This is a genomic window from Citrobacter sp. RHBSTW-01044 (assembly GCF_013781945.1).
GTDB classification, from domain to species: Bacteria; Pseudomonadota; Gammaproteobacteria; order Enterobacterales; family Enterobacteriaceae; genus Citrobacter; species Citrobacter braakii.
In genome coordinates, this window is the sequence record NZ_CP056180.1 from 263,751 (window position 1) to 281,688 (window position 17,938).

At 53.9% G+C, this 17,938-nt stretch carries 18 protein-coding genes; 16 read left to right on the forward strand and 2 right to left on the reverse strand.

Annotation, left to right across the window (positions count from 1 at the left end; translation table 11 throughout):
- Position 1: 1 nt before the first annotated feature.
- The 4 genes from ftsE to livJ all read left to right on the forward strand — a co-directional run bounded on the left by ftsE (position 2) and on the right by livJ (position 4,202).
- Entirely contained in the window at positions 2 to 670 is a 669-nt protein-coding gene (gene ftsE, locus HV352_RS01265; RefSeq protein WP_003023420.1) for a cell division ATP-binding protein FtsE, read from the forward strand.
- Positions 663 to 1,721, forward strand: a complete 1,059-nt coding sequence (gene ftsX / locus HV352_RS01270) for a permease-like cell division protein FtsX (protein WP_016154839.1) — start codon at positions 663 to 665, stop codon at positions 1,719 to 1,721. Before ftsE ends, ftsX begins: the two co-directional genes overlap by 8 nt.
- A 255-nt stretch (positions 1,722 to 1,976) precedes the next feature.
- Entirely contained in the window at positions 1,977 to 2,831 is an 855-nt protein-coding gene (gene rpoH, locus HV352_RS01275; RefSeq protein ID WP_005121585.1) for an RNA polymerase sigma factor RpoH, read from the forward strand.
- 267 nt (positions 2,832 to 3,098) lie between these two features.
- On the forward strand, positions 3,099 to 4,202 hold the full coding sequence (gene livJ, locus HV352_RS01280; protein ID WP_029139730.1) for a branched chain amino acid ABC transporter substrate-binding protein LivJ: 1,104 nt from the start codon (positions 3,099 to 3,101) through the stop codon (positions 4,200 to 4,202).
- A gap of 38 nt (positions 4,203 to 4,240) precedes the next feature.
- Here the strand turns inward: livJ and panM are convergent, their stop codons facing one another.
- Complete coding sequence (gene panM, locus HV352_RS01285) at positions 4,241 to 4,624, reverse strand: aspartate 1-decarboxylase autocleavage activator PanM (protein WP_016154837.1); 384 nt, start codon at positions 4,622 to 4,624, stop codon at positions 4,241 to 4,243.
- 424 nt (positions 4,625 to 5,048) lie between these two features.
- Here panM and livK point away from each other — a divergent pair, with 424 nt between their 5' ends.
- The 11 genes from livK (at position 5,049) to ugpQ (ending at position 15,518) form a co-directional block, all read left to right on the forward strand.
- Positions 5,049 to 6,158 carry a high-affinity branched-chain amino acid ABC transporter substrate-binding protein LivK gene (gene livK / locus HV352_RS01290; protein ID WP_181635146.1) on the forward strand — a complete coding sequence of 370 codons (1,110 nt, stop codon included), beginning with the start codon at positions 5,049 to 5,051 and terminating at the stop codon, positions 6,156 to 6,158.
- 61 nt (positions 6,159 to 6,219) lie between these two features.
- Entirely contained in the window at positions 6,220 to 7,146 is a 927-nt protein-coding gene (gene livH, locus HV352_RS01295; RefSeq protein ID WP_003023435.1) for a high-affinity branched-chain amino acid ABC transporter permease LivH, read from the forward strand.
- A complete protein-coding gene (gene livM / locus HV352_RS01300) occupies positions 7,143 to 8,420 on the forward strand; it encodes a branched chain amino acid ABC transporter permease LivM (RefSeq protein ID WP_016154835.1) in 1,278 nt (425 codons plus the stop codon). The genes livH and livM overlap by 4 nt, the downstream gene beginning before the upstream one ends.
- The gene (livG, locus tag HV352_RS01305; RefSeq protein WP_003023438.1) at positions 8,417 to 9,184 is read left to right on the forward strand and encodes a high-affinity branched-chain amino acid ABC transporter ATP-binding protein LivG; all 768 of its coding nucleotides are present in this window, start codon (positions 8,417 to 8,419) and stop codon (positions 9,182 to 9,184) included. Before livM ends, livG begins: the two co-directional genes overlap by 4 nt.
- Positions 9,185 to 9,201: 17 nt before the next feature.
- Complete coding sequence (gene livF / locus HV352_RS01310; protein ID WP_085951092.1) at positions 9,202 to 9,915, forward strand: high-affinity branched-chain amino acid ABC transporter ATP-binding protein LivF; 714 nt, start codon at positions 9,202 to 9,204, stop codon at positions 9,913 to 9,915.
- 101 nt (positions 9,916 to 10,016) lie between these two features.
- Complete coding sequence (locus HV352_RS01315; RefSeq protein ID WP_095715580.1) at positions 10,017 to 10,298, forward strand: hypothetical protein; 282 nt, start codon at positions 10,017 to 10,019, stop codon at positions 10,296 to 10,298.
- 248 nt (positions 10,299 to 10,546) lie between these two features.
- The gene (gene ugpB, locus HV352_RS01320) at positions 10,547 to 11,863 is read left to right on the forward strand and encodes a sn-glycerol-3-phosphate ABC transporter substrate-binding protein UgpB (RefSeq protein WP_016154831.1); all 1,317 of its coding nucleotides are present in this window, start codon (positions 10,547 to 10,549) and stop codon (positions 11,861 to 11,863) included.
- A gap of 112 nt (positions 11,864 to 11,975) precedes the next feature.
- On the forward strand, positions 11,976 to 12,863 hold the full coding sequence (gene ugpA, locus HV352_RS01325) for a sn-glycerol-3-phosphate ABC transporter permease UgpA (protein WP_016154830.1): 888 nt from the start codon (positions 11,976 to 11,978) through the stop codon (positions 12,861 to 12,863).
- Positions 12,860 to 13,705, forward strand: coding sequence for a sn-glycerol-3-phosphate ABC transporter permease UgpE (gene ugpE / locus HV352_RS01330; RefSeq protein WP_003023450.1), 846 nt, complete (start codon positions 12,860 to 12,862; stop codon positions 13,703 to 13,705). Before ugpA ends, ugpE begins: the two co-directional genes overlap by 4 nt.
- Before the next feature lie 2 nt (positions 13,706 to 13,707).
- The gene (locus HV352_RS01335; protein ID WP_016154829.1) at positions 13,708 to 14,778 is read left to right on the forward strand and encodes a sn-glycerol-3-phosphate import ATP-binding protein UgpC; all 1,071 of its coding nucleotides are present in this window, start codon (positions 13,708 to 13,710) and stop codon (positions 14,776 to 14,778) included.
- Positions 14,775 to 15,518: a glycerophosphodiester phosphodiesterase gene (gene ugpQ, locus HV352_RS01340; protein WP_047358179.1), complete on the forward strand. Its 744-nt coding sequence runs from the start codon at positions 14,775 to 14,777 to the stop codon at positions 15,516 to 15,518. The genes HV352_RS01335 and ugpQ overlap by 4 nt, the downstream gene beginning before the upstream one ends.
- On the opposite strand, the gene HV352_RS01345 is transcribed toward ugpQ, so the two are convergent.
- The gene (locus HV352_RS01345; protein ID WP_016154827.1) at positions 15,515 to 15,955 is read right to left on the reverse strand and encodes a DUF2756 family protein; all 441 of its coding nucleotides are present in this window, start codon (positions 15,953 to 15,955) and stop codon (positions 15,515 to 15,517) included. The genes ugpQ and HV352_RS01345 overlap by 4 nt on opposite strands.
- Positions 15,956 to 16,073: 118 nt before the next feature.
- Between HV352_RS01345 and ggt the strand changes: the two genes are divergently transcribed.
- Entirely contained in the window at positions 16,074 to 17,819 is a 1,746-nt protein-coding gene (gene ggt, locus HV352_RS01350; RefSeq protein ID WP_181635147.1) for a gamma-glutamyltransferase, read from the forward strand.
- Positions 17,820 to 17,938: the final 119 nt, after the last annotated feature.

Consider the following 17,938-nt stretch of genomic DNA (forward strand, 5'->3'; position numbering starts at 1 on the left):
AATGATTCGCTTTGAACATGTCAGCAAGGCCTATCTCGGTGGGAGACAAGCGCTGCAGGGAGTTACCTTCCATATGCAGCCTGGCGAGATGGCATTTCTGACCGGCCACTCCGGCGCGGGGAAAAGTACCCTGCTGAAGCTGATTTGTGGAATTGAACGGCCCAGCGCCGGGAAAATCTACTTCAGCGGGCATGACATCAGCCGTTTGAAAAACCGTGAAGTGCCGTTTCTGCGTCGTCAGATTGGCATGATTTTTCAGGATCACCACCTGTTGATGGACAGAACCGTGTTTGACAACGTGGCAATCCCGCTGATCATCGCGGGCGCCAGCGGGGACGATATTCGTCGTCGCGTGTCAGCGGCGCTGGATAAGGTCGGACTGTTGGACAAAGCGAAAAACTTCCCTATTCAGCTCTCCGGCGGTGAACAACAGCGCGTGGGCATCGCCCGTGCGGTGGTGAATAAACCGGCGGTATTGCTGGCGGATGAACCAACAGGGAACCTGGATGACGCGTTGTCGGAAGGGATCCTTCGCCTGTTTGAAGAGTTTAACCGCGTCGGGGTCACGGTATTAATGGCCACGCACGATATTGGCCTGATCTCCCGTCGCTCCTATCGCCAAATGGTTCTGAGCGATGGACATCTGCATGGAGGCCTGGCCCATGAATAGACGTGACGCTATTAATCAAATCAAACAGTTCGGTGGCCGACTGGATCGCTTCCGTAAATCGGGCGGCGCGCCGGGAGATGGCGGTCGTAACGCGCCAAAGCGGGCGAAAGCCGCGCCAAAGCCGAACTCGCGTAAAACCAATGTCTTTAACGAGCAGGTACGCTACGCGTTCCAGGGCGCGTTACAGGACCTGAAAAGCAAGCCGCTGGCGACGTTCCTGACGGTGATGGTTATTGCCATCTCCCTGACGCTGCCAAGCGTATGCTACATGGTTTATAAGAACGTCGACCATGCGGCAAGCCAGTATTATCCTTCTCCGCAGATCACCGTTTACCTGCAAAAAACGCTGGATGATGATGCAGCGGCGCGGGTGGTTGGTCAGTTGCAGGCCGAGCAGGGCGTGGAGAAAGTGAATTACCTTTCCCGCGATGACGCGCTGGGCGAATTCCGTAACTGGTCCGGCTTTGGCGGCGCGCTGGATATGCTGGAAGAGAACCCGCTACCGGCCGTGGCGGTAGTTATCCCGAAACTGGACTTTCAGGGTACGGAGTCGCTGAACACGCTGCGCGACCGTATCGCACAAATCAACGGTATTGATGAAGTGCGCATGGATGACAGCTGGTTTGCCCGTCTGGCGGCTCTGACGGGCCTTGTCGGACGCGTCTCCGCGATGATTGGCGTGCTGATGGTAGCGGCGGTCTTCCTCGTCATTGGTAACAGTGTGCGCCTGAGTATTTTTGCGCGTCGCGATACCATTAACGTGCAGAAACTGATTGGCGCGACGGATGGGTTTATCCTGCGTCCGTTCCTCTACGGCGGTGCGCTGCTCGGTTTTTCCGGCGCATTTCTTTCACTGATTTTGTCAGAAATTTTGGTGATGCGCCTGTCGTCAGCGGTTACTGAGGTGGCGCAGGTTTTTGGAACTAAGTTTGATATCAACGGCTTATCATTCGACGAATGCCTGTTATTGCTGCTGGTGTGCTCGATGATTGGCTGGGTGGCAGCCTGGCTTGCCACGGTTCAACATTTACGCCACTTTACCCCCGATTAAAAAATCTCTGGTATAATCTTTCCCTGCACTGAGTAGTTCGCTCTGCAGGGAAAGAGTCCCTGTTATCTCTTCCCAGCGTATTCATTGTGATGTCACATTTTGTGCGTAATCTATACACATTACGACATGGAACTTGTGGATAAAATCACTGTCTGATAAAAGATTGAATGATATTCTCGTTGCTCATAAGCTCTGGCATGGTTGTTGCTATTGGTTTTAGCCAACGCGTCAGATGAAAAGATTGAGAGGATTTGAATGACCAAAGAAATGCAAAATTTAGCTTTAGCCCCTGTTGGTAACCTGGAATCTTACATCCGGGCTGCGAACGCGTGGCCGATGTTGTCGGCTGACGAGGAGCGGCTACTTGCTGAAAAGCTGCATTACCAGGGCGATCTGGAAGCAGCTAAAACGCTGATCCTGTCTCACCTGCGCTTTGTTGTTCATGTTGCTCGTAATTATGCGGGCTATGGCCTGCCGCAGGCGGATCTGATTCAGGAAGGTAATATCGGCCTGATGAAAGCCGTGCGCCGTTTCAACCCGGAAGTGGGTGTGCGCCTGGTTTCTTTCGCCGTGCACTGGATCAAAGCTGAGATCCACGAATACGTTCTGCGTAACTGGCGTATCGTAAAAGTCGCGACCACCAAAGCGCAGCGTAAGCTGTTCTTTAACCTGCGTAAAACCAAGCAGCGTCTGGGCTGGTTCAATCAGGACGAAGTTGAAATGGTTGCTCGTGAGCTGGGTGTTTCCAGCAAAGACGTGCGCGAAATGGAATCCCGTATGGCGGCGCAGGACATGACGTTTGACATGTCTTCAGACGACGAGTCTGACAGCCAGCCGATGGCGCCGGTTCTGTACCTGCAGGATAAATCATCTAACTTTGCCGACGGCATTGAAGAAGATAACTGGGAAGATCAGGCCGCGAATAAACTGACCCACGCAATGGAGGGTCTGGACGAGCGTAGCCAGGACATCATTCGCGCCCGTTGGCTGGACGAAGACAACAAGTCGACGTTGCAGGAACTGGCCGATCGCTACGGCGTCTCTGCTGAACGTGTTCGTCAGCTTGAAAAGAACGCCATGAAAAAACTGCGTGCGGCGATCGAAGCGTAATCTTCCGCCGACCTGGAAATGCTGATAAACCCTGGATGAAAATCCGGGGTTTTTTGTTTTTATCTCTCCCTCTCCTCTGACGTTTATGCTATTTGTCATCAGGTTGTTATCTGCATGTCAAATTTAGCTATTCCAAAATAATAAAAATCGGGTATGTTTTAGCAGAGTATGCTGCTAAAGCACGGGTGGCTATCCAATAATCGAAATAAAGTGCTGAACAACAACATCACAACACACGTAATAACCACAATAATGGGGATTGTCAGGATGAATATGAAGGGTAAAGCGTTATTGGCAGGATGTATCGCCCTGTCTTTGAGCAATATGGCGTTTGCTAAGGATATTAAAGTTGCCGTCGTCGGGGCGATGTCTGGCCCGGTAGCACAATATGGCGATCAGGAATTTACCGGCGCAGAGCAGGCAATTGCGGATATCAACGCCAAGGGCGGCGTGAAAGGTGACAAACTGGTCATGGTGAAATATGACGATGCCTGTGACCCGAAACAAGCGGTAGCGGTTGCGAACAAAGTGGTCAACGACGGGATTAAATACGTAATCGGTCACCTTTGCTCTTCTTCCACTCAGCCTGCGTCAGACATCTATGAAGACGAAGGTATTCTGATGATCACTCCAGCGGCAACGGCGCCGGAGCTGACCGCGCGCGGCTATAGCCTGGTAATGCGTACCACTGGTCTGGATTCCGATCAGGGCCCAACGGCCGCCAAATATATCGTTGAAAAAGTGAAGCCGCAGCGCATCGCGATTATTCATGATAAGCAGCAGTACGGTGAAGGTCTGGCCCGCGCGGTGCAGGATGGCCTGAAAAAGGGTAACGCCAACGTGGTGTTCTTTGACGGGATCACCGCCGGGGAAAAAGATTTCTCTACGCTGGTAGCGCGTTTGAAGAAAGAGAACATCGATTTCGTTTACTACGGCGGTTACCACCCGGAAATGGGGCAAATCCTGCGCCAGGCACGCGCCGCGGGTCTGAAAACCCAGTTTATGGGGCCAGAAGGTGTAGCGAACGTGTCGCTGTCTAATATCGCTGGTGAATCTGCAGAAGGCTTACTGGTAACGAAACCGAAGAACTACGACCAGGTTCCGGCGAACAAACCCATCGTAGATGCTATCAAAGCCAAGAAACAGGATCCGAGCGGCGCATTCGTATGGACCACCTACGCCGCGCTGCAATCTTTGCAGGCCGGTCTGAACCAGTCTGACGATCCGGCTGAAATTGCCAAGTATCTGAAAGCAAACTCGGTGGAAACCGTCATGGGACCACTGTCCTGGGATGCGAAGGGCGATCTGAAAGGTTTCGAATTCGGTGTGTTTGACTGGCATGCTAACGGGACGGCGACCGACGCCAAGTGATCGAGTGCCGGGTAAGCGTTAACGCCACCCGGCTTTTTTTAGCGCTTTTCCCAGCCATTCTCCTGGGCCGTAAACCCTAACACCTGCATAAATGCGGCCATCACGCTGCGGTCTTCAACGCCGACGTCGGCCATCCACCACGAACTCACGTCAGGGTTTTCCCGGATCACTTCTTCGATCAAATACTGCCCGACGCCGCGACGGCGGGTGATATCGCGCACGCGCAATGAATCCAGTGCGCCTTGTGTGCCGCTCAGGGTTACCCGCACGGCGCCTAACAGACGCTCGTTAAAGCGTGCGGCGTAGATCCGGTGCGTTTCATCTACGCTTAATGATGAGGCGGAATATTCCGGCCAGATTTTGCCCAGATCAATCAGGTCCTGGTCGCTAAAGTTATCTAAACGAACGATGGTCAGCTTCATTAACAGCATGTCCAAATCACAAAAGATGGAATCAGTGTACCGAAATAATTCGCCCGGATGCTTTCTCTTTTTAATGCGATTAACCAGGTTAATAGTTTTGTAACAACGACAATGACAGATTGAAACAGTAGAGATTGAAAAACAGGCAGGATAATACCCTGGAATGCAGCATTTTATTCCGCTCTTTGTGCCGTTATTTTATGCTGACAAATGCACTTTTTTTTGTTTATCTATAGTGAAAAGCAGAATATTATCTTTTCTTAATCGACTGAAAAATAGAGATTTTAGCCGTAATTTGCTTAAAAAACTGCGCTAAACCATTAACGAGACTGGTAAAAATAGTACAGTTCAAAAAAAGCACAGTCTGCTTTTTAACCACATAAATACAAAATATATACATCATCACGAATGGGGATTCAGGAAAATGAAACGGAATGCGAAAACAATCATCTCAGGGGTGATAGCACTGGCAATGTCACACGCGGTCATGGCGGAGGATATCAAGGTCGCTGTTGTCGGGGCGATGTCAGGTCCGGTCGCGCAGTGGGGTGATATGGAGTTTAATGGCGCACGTCAGGCCATTAAAGATATCAATGCCAAAGGCGGGGTCAAAGGCGACAAACTGGTTGCCGTCGAATATGACGACGCCTGCGATCCGAAACAGGCCGTTGCGGTAGCGAACAAAATCGTCAATGACGGCATTCAGTACGTTATTGGTCATCTGTGCTCATCTTCCACGCAGCCCGCATCAGATATCTATGAAGACGAAGGCATTCTGATGATTTCCCCGGGCGCGACCAACCCGGAACTGACCCAGCGCGGTTACGCACACATTATGCGTACAGCGGGCCTGGACTCCTCTCAGGGGCCGACCGCCGCGAAATACATTCTGGAGAAGGTGAAGCCGCAACGCATCGCCATCATTCACGATAAACAGCAATACGGTGAAGGCCTGGCGCGTTCAGTGCAGGAGAGCCTGAAAGCGGGCAAAGCCAATATCGTCTTCTTTGACGGGATCACTGCCGGGGAAAAAGATTTTTCTGCGCTGATCGCCCGCCTGAAAAAAGAAAATATCGATTTTGTTTATTACGGCGGCTACTACCCGGAAATGGGACAAATGCTGCGCCAGGCACGCTCCGTCGGGCTGAATACCCAGTTTATGGGACCTGAGGGCGTGGGCAATGCGTCGCTGTCTAACATTGCCGGTGATGCCGCGGAAGGCATGCTGGTGACCATGCCAAAACGCTATGACCAGGATCCGGCGAATAAAGCTATCGTCGATGCGCTCAAAGCTGACAAGAAAGATCCAACCGGACCGTACGTGTGGATCACTTATGCAGCCGTCCAGTCATTGGCGACAGCAATGGATCGCAGCGGTAGCAAAGAGCCGTTGGAGCTGGTGAAAGATCTGAAAGCACACGGGGCTGACACCGTGATTGGGCCGCTGAAATGGGACGAAAAAGGCGATTTGAAGGGATTTGAGTTTGGTGTCTTCCAGTGGCACGCGGACGGATCATCGACCGTCGCGAAGTAATAGCTGAAGACGAGTTATCCCACCGCCCGTGCAAAACGGGCGGGTTAAGAAAGGTTACCTTATGTCCGAGCAGTTCCTCTATTTCTTGCAGCAGATGTTTAACGGCGTCACGCTGGGAAGCACCTACGCGCTGATCGCTATCGGTTACACGATGGTGTACGGCATTATCGGCATGATCAACTTCGCCCACGGCGAGGTGTATATGATCGGCAGCTATGTCTCCTTTATGATCATCGCTGCGCTAATGATGATGGGTATTGATTCCAGCTGGCTACTGGTCGCGGCGGGCTTTGTCGGCGCGATTGTGATTGCCAGCGCCTACGGCTGGAGCATTGAACGCGTAGCGTATCGGCCCGTGCGCAGCTCTAAGCGCCTGATCGCGCTGATTTCCGCTATCGGGATGTCCATCTTCCTGCAAAACTACGTCAGCCTGACGGAAGGTTCGCGCGATGTGGCGCTGCCCAGCCTGTTTAACGGCCAGTGGACCGTCGGCAGTAGCGAAAACTTCTCTGCTTCCATCACCACCATGCAGTTGGTTATCTGGATTGTAACCTTCCTGGCGATGCTGGCGCTGACGCTGTTTATCCGTTACTCCCGTATGGGCCGTGCCTGCCGTGCCTGCGCGGAAGACCTGAAAATGGCCAGCCTGCTCGGCATAAATACCGATCGCGTGATTGCGCTGACCTTTGTGATTGGCGCGGCAATGGCGGCGGTAGCGGGCGTACTGCTCGGCCAGTTCTACGGCGTAATTAACCCCTATATCGGCTTTATGGCCGGAATGAAAGCCTTTACTGCGGCGGTACTGGGCGGCATCGGCAGCATTCCTGGGGCGATGATCGGCGGTCTGATTCTGGGTGTCGCGGAAGCGCTCTCCTCTGCTTATCTGAGTACCGAATACAAAGACGTGGTTTCATTCGCGCTGCTGATTCTGGTGCTGCTGGTGATGCCGACCGGTATTCTGGGTCGCCCGGAGGTAGAGAAAGTATGAAACCGATGCATTTTGCAATGGCGCTGCTCTCTGCCGCTATGTTCTTCATCCTGGCGGGCGTCTTTATGGGCGTCCAGTTGGAGCTTGACGGCACCAAACTGGTGGTGGATACCGCCGCGGATATCCGCTGGCAGTGGGTGTTTATCGGCACTGGCGTGGTCTTTCTCTTCCAACTGTTGCGTCCAGCTTTCCAGAAGGGCCTGAAGAGCGTCTCCGGACCGAAGTTTATTCTGCCGGCGATTGATGGCTCCACCGTTAAACAGAAGCTGTTCCTGGTCGCGCTGCTGGTGATTGCCGTGGCGTGGCCGTTTATGGTGTCGCGCGGTACGGTTGATATTGCCACGCTGACGATGATTTATATCATCCTCGGCCTCGGCTTAAACGTGGTGGTGGGGCTTTCCGGTCTGCTGGTGCTGGGCTACGGCGGCTTCTATGCCATCGGTGCTTACACCTTCGCGCTGCTGAACCACTATTACGGACTCGGCTTCTGGACCTGTCTGCCGCTGGCGGGGCTGGTTTCCGCTGCTGCGGGCTTTATGCTCGGCTTCCCGGTACTGCGCCTGCGCGGTGACTATCTGGCGATTGTGACTTTAGGCTTCGGCGAAATCGTCCGTATCCTGCTGCTCAACAACACCGAAGTGACCGGTGGTCCGAACGGTATCAGCCAGATCCCGAAACCGACCTTTTTCGGTCTGGAGTTCAGTCGTACTGCCCGTGAAGGTGGCTGGGATACCTTCAGCAACTTCTTTAACGTGAAGTACGATCCCTCTGACCGCGTGATTTTCCTCTATCTGGTGGCGCTGCTGCTGGTGGTCTTCTCGCTGTTTGTCATCAACCGTCTGCTGCGTATGCCGTTGGGTCGTGCGTGGGAAGCGCTGCGCGAAGATGAAATTGCCTGTCGCTCGCTGGGCTTAAATCCTACGCGTATCAAGCTGACCGCTTTTACCATCAGCGCCGCGTTTGCCGGTTTTGCCGGTACGTTGTTTGCCGCGCGTCAGGGTTTTGTCAGCCCGGAATCCTTCACCTTTGCCGAGTCGGCCTTTGTGCTGGCGATTGTGGTACTGGGCGGAATGGGCTCACAGTTTGCAGTGATCCTCGCGGCCATCCTGCTGGTGGTGTCACGCGAGCTGATGCGTGATTTCAATGAATACAGCATGTTAATGCTGGGTGGTTTAATGGTACTGATGATGATCTGGCGTCCGCAGGGCTTGTTGCCGATGACCCGTCCGCAGTTGAAGCTGAAAAACGGGGAAGCAAAAGGAGAGCAGGCATGAGTCAGCCATTATTATCCGTCAACGGCCTGATGATGCGCTTCGGCGGTCTGCTGGCGGTAAACAACGTTGAACTGGAGCTGAGACCACAGGAGATCGTCTCGTTAATCGGGCCAAACGGCGCGGGAAAAACCACGGTCTTTAACTGCCTGACCGGTTTTTATAAGCCGACGGGTGGGACGATTAAGCTGCGCGACCAACATCTGGAAGGGCTGCCGGGTCAGCAAATTGCGCGGATGGGTGTGGTGCGTACTTTCCAGCACGTGCGTCTGTTTCGCGAGATGACGGTGATTGAAAACCTGCTGGTGGCGCAACATCAGCAGCTGAAAACCGGCGTCTTCTCCGGCCTGTTGAAAACCCCGTCGTTCCGTCGCGCGCAGAGTGAAGCGTTGGATCGCGCCGCCACCTGGCTGGAGCGTATTGGTTTGCTGGAGCACGCCAACCGTCAGGCCAGTAACCTGGCCTACGGCGACCAGCGCCGTCTGGAGATTGCACGTTGCATGGTGACCCAGCCGGAAATCCTGATGCTCGACGAACCCGCCGCAGGCCTCAACCCGAAAGAGACCAAAGAGCTGGACGAGCTGATTGCTGAACTGCGTAACCATCACAACACCACCATTTTGTTGATTGAGCACGACATGAAGCTGGTGATGGGTATTTCCGACCGTATTTACGTGGTGAATCAGGGCACGCCGCTGGCGAACGGGACGCCGGAACAGATTCGTAACAACCCGGACGTGATCCGCGCCTATTTAGGTGAAGCATAATGGTGGTGACGCATAATATGGAAAAAGTCATGTTGTCCTTTGACAAAGTCAGCGCCCACTACGGCAAGATACAGGCGCTGCACGACGTCAGCTTGTATATCAATCAGGGTGAAATCGTGACGCTGATCGGCGCCAACGGCGCGGGAAAAACCACGCTGCTTGGTACGCTGTGCGGCGATCCGCGAGCGACAAGTGGGCGAATTGTCTTTGATGGTAAAGACATTACCGACTGGCAGACGGCGAAAATCATGCGCGAAGCGGTAGCGATTGTTCCGGAAGGGCGTCGCGTGTTTTCCCGCATGACGGTGGAAGAGAACCTGGCGATGGGCGGCTTCTTTGCCGAAAAGGACCAGTTTCAGGAACGCATCAAGTGGGTGTATGACCTGTTTCCCCGCCTGCATGAACGTCGAATTCAGCGTGCGGGCACGATGTCCGGCGGTGAACAGCAGATGCTGGCGATAGGCCGTGCGCTGATGAGTCAGCCGCGGCTGCTGCTGCTTGATGAACCGTCGCTGGGTCTGGCGCCGATTATCATCCAGCAGATCTTCAACACCATCGAACAACTGCGCGAGCAGGGGATGACAATCTTCCTCGTCGAACAGAACGCTAACCAGGCGCTGAAGCTCGCCGATCGCGGCTACGTGCTGGAAAATGGTCATGTGGTGCTGGAAGACACCGGTGATGCGTTACTGGCTAACGAAGCAGTGCGCAGCGCGTATCTGGGCGGTTAACATTCTCTGAATGGACAAGGGGGCCTGATATGGCCCCTTTTTATTGCTCTATGTTATTATTGAGAATAGTTATCAATAATAACAGTGAACATGGAGAAAGGATGATACGTTCCGGTATCTGCATGATGATTGGCGGTTTGTTTTTGACGCTTTCATCAAATACCCTGGCCTTAACACCGCCAGCGTTCGACCCGCGCGACCCTTCAATCTGGGAAGAGAAACCGGACAACTCGTTAGCGCAGTCCAGCTCGCCCTGTGAAGTGTTCACCTCCTCTGTCTGCCCGGGCTGGGAAGATGAGAAATCGGATATTCAGCGCGAACGTGAGCGGCGGGAACAGCAGCGTTTACAGAATGAATATGAACGACGCTGGCGTAAAGATTAATGTTCTTTGCTGGCTGCAACAGATAACGTCATCCTGGCCGGGTAAGACATAGCGTTACCCGGCTTTGTTGTGCACCACCCCGCATTTTCCTGTCACTACGCTTTCACCGCCTTGCCATCTGTTTGTCGCCTTACTATCTTTTTTTTGTAATAAAAAAGTTATTTTTCTGTCATTCGAGCATGTCATGTTACCCCCGCGAGCATAAAACGCGTGATATCGCGCATCCGGCACAACAAGAGAGATAACCGATGATATCGTTACGACATACAGCTTTAGGACTGGCACTTAGCCTGGCGTTTGCAGGTCAGGCTCTGGCCGTCACCACTATCCCGTTCTGGCATTCAATGGAAGGTGAACTGGGTAAAGAAGTTGATTCACTGGCGCAACGTTTTAATGCCGCCAATCCCGACTACAAAATTGTTCCGCAGTACAAAGGCAACTACGAGCAGAGCCTGAGCGCAGGTATTGCGGCTTTCCGTACCGGAAACGCACCTGCGCTACTGCAGGTTTATGAAGTGGGCACGGCAACGATGATGGCCTCGAAAGCCATTAAACCGGTCTATGAAGTATTCAAAGAGGCTGGTATTAACTTCGATGAGTCTCAGTTCGTGCCGACGGTTTCCGGTTATTACACCGACTCTAAAAGCGGACACTTACTCTCCCAGCCGTTTAACAGCTCCACGCCGGTGCTGTACTACAACAAAGATGCCTTCAAAAAAGCCGGTTTAGATCCTGAGCAGCCGCCAAAAACCTGGCAGGATCTGGCGGAATACACCGCGAAGCTGAAAGCAGCAGGCATGAAGTGCGGTTACGCCAGCGGCTGGCAGGGATGGATTCAGATTGAAAACTTCAGCGCCTGGAATGGTCTGCCGGTGGCCACCAAAAACAACGGCTTTGACGGTACTGACGCGGTGCTGGAATTCAATAAACCGGAACAGGTGAAACATATCGCCCTGCTGGAAGAGTTGAACAAAAAAGGGGATTTCAGCTACTTCGGGCGTAAAGACGAGTCTACCGAGAAGTTCTATAACGGGGATTGTGCCATTACCACCGCCTCTTCCGGTTCTCTGGCTGACATCCGCCACTACGCCAAATTCAACTATGGCGTCGGCATGATGCCGTACGATGCCGATGTGAAGGGCGCGCCGCAGAACGCGATTATCGGGGGAGCCAGCCTGTGGGTGATGCAGGGTAAAGACAAAGCAACCTACGAAGGCGTGGCGCAGTTCCTCAACTTCCTGGCGAAACCTGAAATTGCTGCTGAATGGCATCAGAAGACCGGCTACCTGCCCATTACCACCGCCGCGTACGACCTGACACGCGAGCAGGGCTTCTATGATAAGAACCCTGGGGCTGATATCGCCACCCGCCAGATGCTGAACAAGCCACCGTTGCCGTTCACCAAAGGGCTGCGTCTGGGCAACATGCCGCAGATCCGCACCATCGTAGATGAAGAACTGGAAAGCGTCTGGACCGGGAAGAAAACCCCGCAGCAGGCGCTGGATGCTGCCGTTGAGCGTGGCAATCAGTTACTGCGCCGCTTTGAGCAATCGACTAAATCGTAATGTGAAATGCCGGGTGGCGGCTGCGACTTACCCGGCCTACAAATGCGTGTAGTTTGTAGGCCGGATAAGGTGTTTGCACCGCAATCTGGCACCTTCCAGGAAAAGAACCTACATGTCTTCATCCCGTCCGGTGTTCCGCTCGCGCTGGCTTCCCTATTTGCTGGTGGCCCCGCAGTTGGTTATCACCGTTATTTTCTTTATCTGGCCCGCCGGTGAAGCGCTGTGGTACTCACTACAATCTGTTGATCCGTTTGGTCTTTCTAGCCAGTTTGTCGGACTGGAAAACTTTATCGCGCTGTTTCATGACCCGTACTACCTTGATTCATTCTGGACCACCATTAAGTTCAGTACGTTAGTCACGGTAAGCGGTCTGCTGGTGTCGTTATTTTTTGCGGCGCTGGTGAATTACGTGGTACGCGGCAGCCGTTTTTACCAGACGCTGATGCTGTTGCCTTACGCCGTCGCGCCCGCCGTCGCCGCCGTATTGTGGATCTTCCTGTTTAACCCAGGGCGCGGGCTGATTACCCATTTTCTCGGTGAGTTTGGCTATGACTGGAACCATGCGCAAAACAGCGGTCAGGCGATGTTTCTGGTGGTGTTTGCGTCGGTCTGGAAGCAGATTAGTTACAACTTCCTGTTCTTCTTTGCCGCACTACAGTCTATTCCGCGGTCGCTGATTGAAGCCGCCGCGATTGATGGTGCGGGACCGGTTCGCCGCTTCTTTAAGCTGGCGCTGCCGCTGATTGCACCGGTCAGCTTCTTTCTGCTGGTGGTGAATCTGGTTTATGCCTTCTTTGATACCTTCCCGGTGATCGATGCCGCCACGGCGGGTGGGCCGGTACAGGCGACCACTACGTTGATTTATAAGATCTATCGCGAAGGCTTTGTCGGGCTGGATCTCTCCGCCTCGGCCGCCCAATCGGTAGTGCTGATGTTCCTGGTCATTATTTTGACGGTGGTGCAGTTCCGCTATGTGGAAAGTAAGGTACGTTACCAATGATTGAGAATCGTCGTGGGCTGACAATATTCAGCCATGCCATGTTGATTATGGGGATCATGGTGATCCTGTTTCCGCTGTACGTCGCGTTTGTCGCGGCGACGCTGGATAACAAAGCAGTCTTTGAAACGCCGATGACGCTGGTTCCCGGCACACAGCTGCTGGAAAACATGAAATACATCTGGGTCAACGGCGTGGGCGTTAACAGCGCGCCGTTCTGGCTGATGATGCTCAACAGTTTCATCATGGCGTTCAGTATTACAGTAGGGAAAATCACCGTCTCTATGCTCTCCGCATTCGCCATCGTCTGGTTCCGCTTTCCACTGCGTAACCTGTTCTTCTGGATGATTTTTATCACGCTGATGCTGCCGGTCGAGGTGCGTATTTTCCCGACGGTGGAAGTGATCGCCAACCTGAAAATGCTCGACAGCTATGCGGGTCTGACGCTGCCGTTAATGGCATCGGCGACTGCGACGTTCCTGTTCCGGCAGTTTTTTATGACCCTGCCGGATGAACTGGTTGAGGCGGCGCGTATTGACGGCGCGTCACCGATGCGTTTTTTCCGCGATATTGTACTACCGCTGTCAAAAACCAATCTGGCGGCGCTGTTTGTGATCACCTTTATCTACGGCTGGAACCAGTATTTGTGGCCGTTGTTAATTATTACCGATGTCAATTTGGGCACTGCGGTGGCAGGTATCAAAGGCATGATTGCTACTGGTGAAGGCACCACGCAGTGGAATCAGGTAATGGCAGCCATGCTGCTGACGCTCATCCCTCCGGTAATCATCGTGTTAGCCATGCAGCGTGCCTTCGTACGTGGCCTGGTCGATAGTGAGAAATAAAAATGGCTGGTTTAAAACTACAGGCAGTAACCAAAAGCTGGGACGGCAAAACCCAGGTGATTAAACCGCTGACGCTGGATGTCGCGGACGGAGAATTTATCGTGATGGTTGGCCCATCCGGCTGCGGTAAGTCAACGCTGCTACGGATGGTAGCCGGGCTTGAACGGGTGAGCGGCGGCGATATCTGGATTGATAATAAACGCGTCACCGAAATGGAGCCTAAGGATCGCGGCATTGCGATGGTCTTTCAGAACTACGCGCTCTACCCACATATGAGCGTGGAAGAAAATATGGCCTGGGGGCTGAAAATCCGTGGGATGGGCAAGGAGCATATTGCCGAACGGGTGAAAGAGGCGGCGCGTATTCTCGAGCTGGGTGAACTGCTCAAGCGTCGTCCGCGCGAGCTTTCCGGCGGTCAGCGCCAGCGTGTGGCGATGGGGCGGGCGATTGTCCGTGATCCAGCGGTGTTCCTGTTCGATGAGCCGCTGTCTAACCTCGATGCCAAGCTGCGCGTACAGATGCGTCTGGAGTTACAACATCTGCATCGCCGACTGAAAACCACCTCACTGTATGTGACGCACGATCAGGTAGAAGCGATGACCCTCGCCCAGCGGGTGATGGTGATGAACAAAGGTATTGCCGAGCAGATCGGCACGCCGGTTGAGGTATATGAAAAGCCGGCCAGCCGCTTTGTGGCGAGTTTTATCGGCAGCCCGGCGATGAATCTGCTGGACGGGCGCATCAGCGCCTCGGGCACCCATTTTGAACTGGATGACGGCATGACGTTGCCCCTCGGCAGAAGCGCGAGGGAGTCTGGTGGGCGCAACATGACGTTGGGTATCCGCCCGGAGCATATTGCGCTAAGCTCGCAGGCCGAAGGCGGCGTGCCGTTGGTCGTCGACACGCTGGAAATGCTGGGAGCGGATAACCTGGCACACGGACGTTGGGGTGAGCAAAAGCTGGTGGTGCGACTGGCGCATCAGCATCGCCCGACGGCAGGCAGCACGCTGTGGCTGCATCTGCCAGAAAATCATCTGCATCTTTTTGATGGCGAAACAGGACAACGCGTATGAGTAACTGGCCTTACCCCCATATCGTCGCCCATCGCGGCGGCGGTAAGCTGGCACCGGAAAATACCCTGGCGGCGATCGACATGGGGGCGCGATACGGGCATACCATGATTGAGTTTGACGCTAAATTGTCGAAAGACGGTGAGATCTTCTTGCTGCATGACGACAACCTGGAACGCACCAGCAATGGTTGGGGTGTGGCAGGCGAGCTGAACTGGCAGGATTTATTGCGCGTGGACGCCGGTGGCTGGTTTAGCGGTGAGTTTAAAGGCGAACCGCTACCGCTGCTCTCGCAAGTGGCCGAGCGCTGCCGTCAGCACGGTATGATGGCGAATATTGAAATTAAACCCACCACCGGCACCGGAACGTTAACCGGCAAAGCCGTAGCGCTGGCCGCTCGGGAACTGTGGGCGGGAATGACACCACCGCTGTTGTCATCCTTTGAAATTGACGCGCTTGCAGCGGCGCAGCAGGCGGCGCCTGAACTGCCGAGAGGCTTACTGCTTGATGAGTGGTGCGAAGACTGGCGTGAGCTGACAACGCGGCTGGGTTGCGTCTCTATTCATCTTAATCACAAGCTGCTGGATGAAGCGCGCGTGGATGCGCTGCGCGACGCAGGACTGCGTATTCTGGTGTATACCGTCAACCGACCCCAGCGCGCGGCGGAGCTGCTACGCTGGGGAGTGGACTGCATCTGTACCGATGCCATTGATACGATTGGTCCGGATTTCCAGCCCTGTTAAGGCCCAATTGTTTTTAACGGAACGTTAGGCTGCGGCGTGCTGGAGGGCTTCAGCATGTCGCCGTTCTTTTTCTCCGACAGCATATGTTGCTTATTCAGCGAGCTGTCCGGGTTACGGGGTCCACTTAACATCCCACCGTTGCTGTTGGGCAGCATTTGCTGCTGGCTGGAATTAAACTCGCCAGGCTGAGACTGAAGGACGCGCTGGGAGTTGGAATTGATTTGGTTTTCCATATGCTGTTGTTGCATACGCGTCTGCGTTTGCAACTGCTGATTGAGCATCCCTTTCTGCTGAATCTGCTGCGATTGCATTTGGGTTTGCATACGCTGCTGGCTCGGGATCTGATAACCGGGTTGATTCGGGTTATTCATGGTGTTGATGGGCTGTGCAAAGCCTGCAAACGGCAACAGCATGGCTAAAAGTAAGAGTCGTTTCATCGCTTTTCTCCTCTCGGGGATCTCTTAAGTTTACTCCTTTCTCGCCGTTACGATGATTATTTCAGAGTTATGCACCAGGCTTAGTGGGGGCTGACCCCCATACATCTGGAGAATAACGATGATAAAACCGACGTTTTTACGCTGGGTAGCCATTGCTGCTCTGCTCTCAGGAAGTTGTTTTAGCGTTGCTGCCGCTCCGGCTGCACCGCCGCCGGTATCATACGGTGTTGAGGAGGATGTGTTCCATCCCGTGCGTGCGCAGCAGGGGATGGTGGCCTCCGTGGATGCGCTTGCCACTCAGGTGGGGGTGGATATTCTTAAACAGGGTGGGAATGCCGTCGATGCCGCCGTGGCCGTTGGCTACGCGCTGGCGGTGACGCATCCCCAGGCGGGCAATCTGGGTGGTGGCGGTTTTATGCTGCTGCGTACCAAAGACGGTAACACCACGGCGATTGATTTTCGCGAAATGGCCCCTGCTGGCGCGACCCGCGACATGTTCCTTGATGAGCAGGGCAACGCCGATGCGAAAAAGTCCCTGACGTCGCATCTGGCATCCGGTACGCCGGGTACCGTCGCGGGTTTCTCGCTGGCGCTGGAGAAATACGGCACGATGCCGCTGAACAAAGTGGTACGTCCGGCGATGAAGCTGGCGGAAGAGGGCTTTGTGGTTAATGACGCACTGGCCGACGATCTGAAAACCTATGGCAGTGAAGTGCTCCCTAATCACGAGAACAGCAAAGCCATTTTCTGGAAAGACGGCGAGCCACTGAAAAAAGGCGATAAGCTGGTACAAAAGAACCTGGCGAAAAGCCTGGAAATGATTGCCGAAAGCGGCCCGGATGCGTTTTATAAAGGGGCTATTGCCGATCAGATCGCCGGGGAAATGCAGAAGAACGGTGGGCTGATGACCAAAGAGGACTTAGCCAGCTATAAAGCCGTGGAGCGTACGCCGATTAGCGGTGACTATCGCGGGTATCAGGTCTTCTCCATGCCGCCGCCGTCCTCTGGCGGTATTCACATCGTGCAGATCCTCAATATTCTTGAAAACTTTGATATGAAGAAGTACGGGTTTGGCAGCGCCGACGCCATGCAGGTCATGGCTGAAGCGGAGAAATATGCCTACGCTGACCGCTCGGAGTATCTGGGCGATCCCGATTTTGTGAAAGTGCCATGGCAGGCACTGACCAACAAAGCCTATGCTAAAACGCTTGCCGATCAGATTGATATCAACAAGGCTAAGCCTTCCAGCCAGATTAAACCTGGCAAGCTCGCCCCGTATGAAAGCAATCAGACCACTCACTTCTCGGTGGTGGATAAAGACGGCAATGCCGTGGCGGTGACCTATACCCTGAATACCACCTTCGGGACCGGTATTGTGGCGGGTAACACTGGCATTCTGCTCAATAATGAAATGGACGACTTCTCTGCCAAGCCGGGCGTACCGAATGTATACGGTCTGGTAGGCGGCGATGCCAACGCGGTCGGACCGAAGAAGCGTCCGCTGTCATCTATGTCGCCGACTATCGTGGTAAAAGATGGGAAAACCTGGCTGGTTACCGGCAGCCCAGGCGGGAGTCGAATTATCACTACTGTGCTGCAAATGGTGGTCAACAGCATTGATTTCGGGATGAACGTCGCCGAAGCGACCAACGCACCACGCTTCCATCATCAGTGGTTGCCGGATGAGCTTCGTATTGAGAAGGGCTTCAGCCCGGATACAATTAAGCTGCTGGAGCAAAAAGGACAGAAAGTGGCGCTGAAAGAAGCGATGGGCAGCACTCAGAGCATTATGGTTGGACCGGATGGCGCACTGTATGGCGCATCCGACCCGCGTTCCGTGGATGATTTAACGGCGGGTTACTGAGGATAATGGCCCTCTTCGCTGGAAGAGGGCCGGTTTGGAAGGCCCAATGGCAGTTATTATAATTCATTGTCTCCAGGTAACCTTAGCTTCGTGTTGTTTTGCTCTCTTCATAGTCTTGT